Genomic DNA, 2,620 nt, shown 5'->3' with positions numbered 1-2,620 from the left:
GTTGCAGCGGCGTAGTCGGACTATCGCCGGGGCAGGAATGGCCCGGAGGCTTCGAACAATCGATTCTGCATATGTTCGCCCAAGAATGGTCTGCGAGCGGCGAGCAACGTCCGCTCACGCGCGTGGTGATCTTGGATGAAAGCCCACAAGCCCAATACCTGTATCCGGAGTTCCTTCTTTTTCAGCGGTTATTCGAGTCAGCAGGAATCGACTGCCTAATCGCAGACCCAGCCGATCTGGCCTTTCACAACGAGTGCCTCTTGGTCGACGGAAAGCCTGTGGATCTCGTCTATAACCGACTCACCGATTTCTATCTGGAAGGTGACAATTGCAGCGCGCTGCGCAGCGCTTATTTGGCTGATGTCGTGACGGTAACGCCGCACCCTCAGGCCTATGCCCTTTATGCCGACAAACGCCGGTTGGTTGACCTAACCAACGGACGTTTTTTGGAAGAGATTGGCGTTGGTCAGCAAATCCGAGCCGTATTGGCCCAATACGTCCCGCTTACCGTGCCTGTCGGGCATGGTAACGCAGAGCACCTCTGGCAAAACCGCCGTAGCCTCTTCTTCAAGCCCGTCAGCGGGTTTGGTAGTCGCGGTGCATACCGAGGAGACAAGCTCACCAAGCGCGTTTGGGAAGAAATCGTTGGCGGAAACTACGTCGCCCAGTCCCTTGTAGCTCCTGGCGAGCGTAGAACCGTCGCCGACCCTCAGGTACGACCGATGAAGTTTGACCTGCGCGCGTACGCTTATGCTGGCGAGGTGCAGTGGAACGCTGCCAGGGTCTACCAAGGCCAGACGACCAACTTCAGAACAGAGGGAGGCGGTTTTGCCCCCGTGTTTACCTTAGGGGAGGAAGAGAAGCGAGCCGGCTCTACAGAGCAATGGTCGCACGCTTCGTTCACGTTCTTACTCGACGAAACCGGCGCCGTACAGGAGCTGCCGCACCCGCTATATCTCGCGTTGGTTCGAGCCGAAAAGGCTACCTCAACACTTGCCGGTAAACGTTTCCGACTGGCGGACTGGTATGTTGCAATGGAGGGCAACCATCCGTCCAAGGTCATCCGAGAATGGTACGGCTGGGTTGCTTTCAACGCCGATGGCGCTTTTCACCCCGCGGCTGGTTTCGCAAAAGACTCGGAATCGGTAGGTGCTGGGAATGTAGACGCTACTGCCCTACCAACGCCAGAAGAGCATCGTCTCATTAACCATTTGCTGTTTCAGAACCATTAGCGCAGTACCGGACGCAGTGTGGAGCACCGATCTGGCGTCGTGTTGTCGTAATGATGGCTGATACTGGCCCGTGCGTGTAGTCGTGTGTTGCGTTCTTCCAACTGTGCCCATCAGCGGACGCCAGGGAAGCCGGGTTCCAGACTGCCGAGATTGCGGATGCAGACCGGCAGCACCTCGGCCAGGTCGGCCTCTAGGGGTTCCCAGTGACCGCCCATGTAAGCTGCGGCTAAGGTCAGGTGCTAATTACCGGCGGATCGCGAATCCGCACTGCGGCCACCGGTTGCCCGAGCCCAACCGCCAGCGTCGACCGTCCGGTGCTACCAATTCCACGGTGCCTCCGCGACAGTGGCGTCCGATCAGGTCTGACACGGCTTGCATGGATCAATGACTTCCTTGGAGTTATGAACAGACTGGGACGGCCGTTTCTCGATGGGGCCGCTAAGATGTTCATCACGCAGGCTCAGCAGCCAGCTGCGACGTCAATGCCTTAAAGTGTGGGCGAGTCGATCGCCTCTATCTGAAGCTTACAGAAATGAAATCTTGGCCTAAGCCCTCTGTAAGGAAGAGTTGCCTAAGCTGGAGCCATGAGTGCCTGGTTGAGAGCGGATTTCGCCCGGAGCATAGTCAGCAGCCGCCTCTATTTCGTACTCAAGTGCCTATTACACAGGGTGGTCGCTTGACCTGTGTGTTACACACAGGTGTACAAGACAATAGAACTAATCCTAGGTTAGGCGCGGCAGGTTGATCTGCATCAAGTGCAGGCTGCTGAGATGGTCCACCGTGTTTGCATCGCAATATTCAGTGAGGAGACGACGATGCGGGTTAACGAGTTGGCTAAAAAGCTCGGAATTAGCGCCGACAGCATTCGCTACTACACCCGTGCCGGGTTTGTAGTGCCCGGAAAAGATCAAACCAATGGTTATAAGATATATCGTGAACGCGATGAGCAACGTCTTCGCTTCATTTTAAGTGCACGGCGACTAGGTTTTTCTGTGGCCGATGTTGCGCAGATACTAAATGAGGCCGACGGAGGCAAAAGCGCCTGCCCCACGGTGCGCCACCTGTTTGCCCTGCGCCTGCAGCAAACCACGCAACGGTTTGACGATATGCAAAAACTGCGCAAGCGCATGCTCACTGCACTCAACGAGTGGGGCAGTAAGCCAGACCGGCTGCCCAGCGGCAACAGCCTCTGCCATCTGATTGAAGACTTTACCTCGTAAAGCCCAAGCTCAGCTTGCAGGCGCCTCGGCGGTATTAATTCTGACTTCGGTAATAAGGACTCAACCATGAATCATAGTCCCACTGCTTCCCGCAATCACGGCCCTCTGCCACCTACCGGTAACCAAGTGAGCAGCAATACGGCGACCGATCAAACCCTGATTATTGAA

The 2,620-nt window shown here is 56.1% G+C and carries 2 protein-coding genes; both read left to right on the top strand.

What is annotated here, in order from left to right; genetic code table 11:
• Positions 1–1,232, top strand: a 1,232-nt coding sequence (locus HZR81_RS23315; RefSeq protein WP_500129367.1) for an ATP-grasp domain-containing protein, incomplete at its 5' end; no start/stop codon positions are given.
• Positions 1,233–2,047: 815 nt separating this feature from the next.
• Positions 2,048–2,452 (top strand): MerR family transcriptional regulator, encoded by a 405-nt coding sequence (locus tag HZR81_RS23310; RefSeq protein ID WP_046622472.1) that lies wholly within the window; start codon positions 2,048–2,050, stop codon positions 2,450–2,452.
• Positions 2,453–2,620 lie beyond the last annotated feature (168 nt).

Source organism: Pseudomonas sp. LM13, from assembly GCF_041381355.1.
GTDB lineage: Bacteria > Pseudomonadota > Gammaproteobacteria > Pseudomonadales > Pseudomonadaceae > Stutzerimonas > Stutzerimonas frequens.
The sequence above is the reverse complement of the archived record's forward strand: the minus strand, read 5'-3'. Positions and strand labels throughout refer to the sequence as shown.

What these genes read in the sequence shown, in the direction of transcription:
- HZR81_RS23310 (WP_046622472.1), top strand. Translation starts at nt 2,048, where the DNA reads ATGCGGGTTAACGAGTTGGCTAAAAAGCTCGGAATTAGCGCCGACAGC.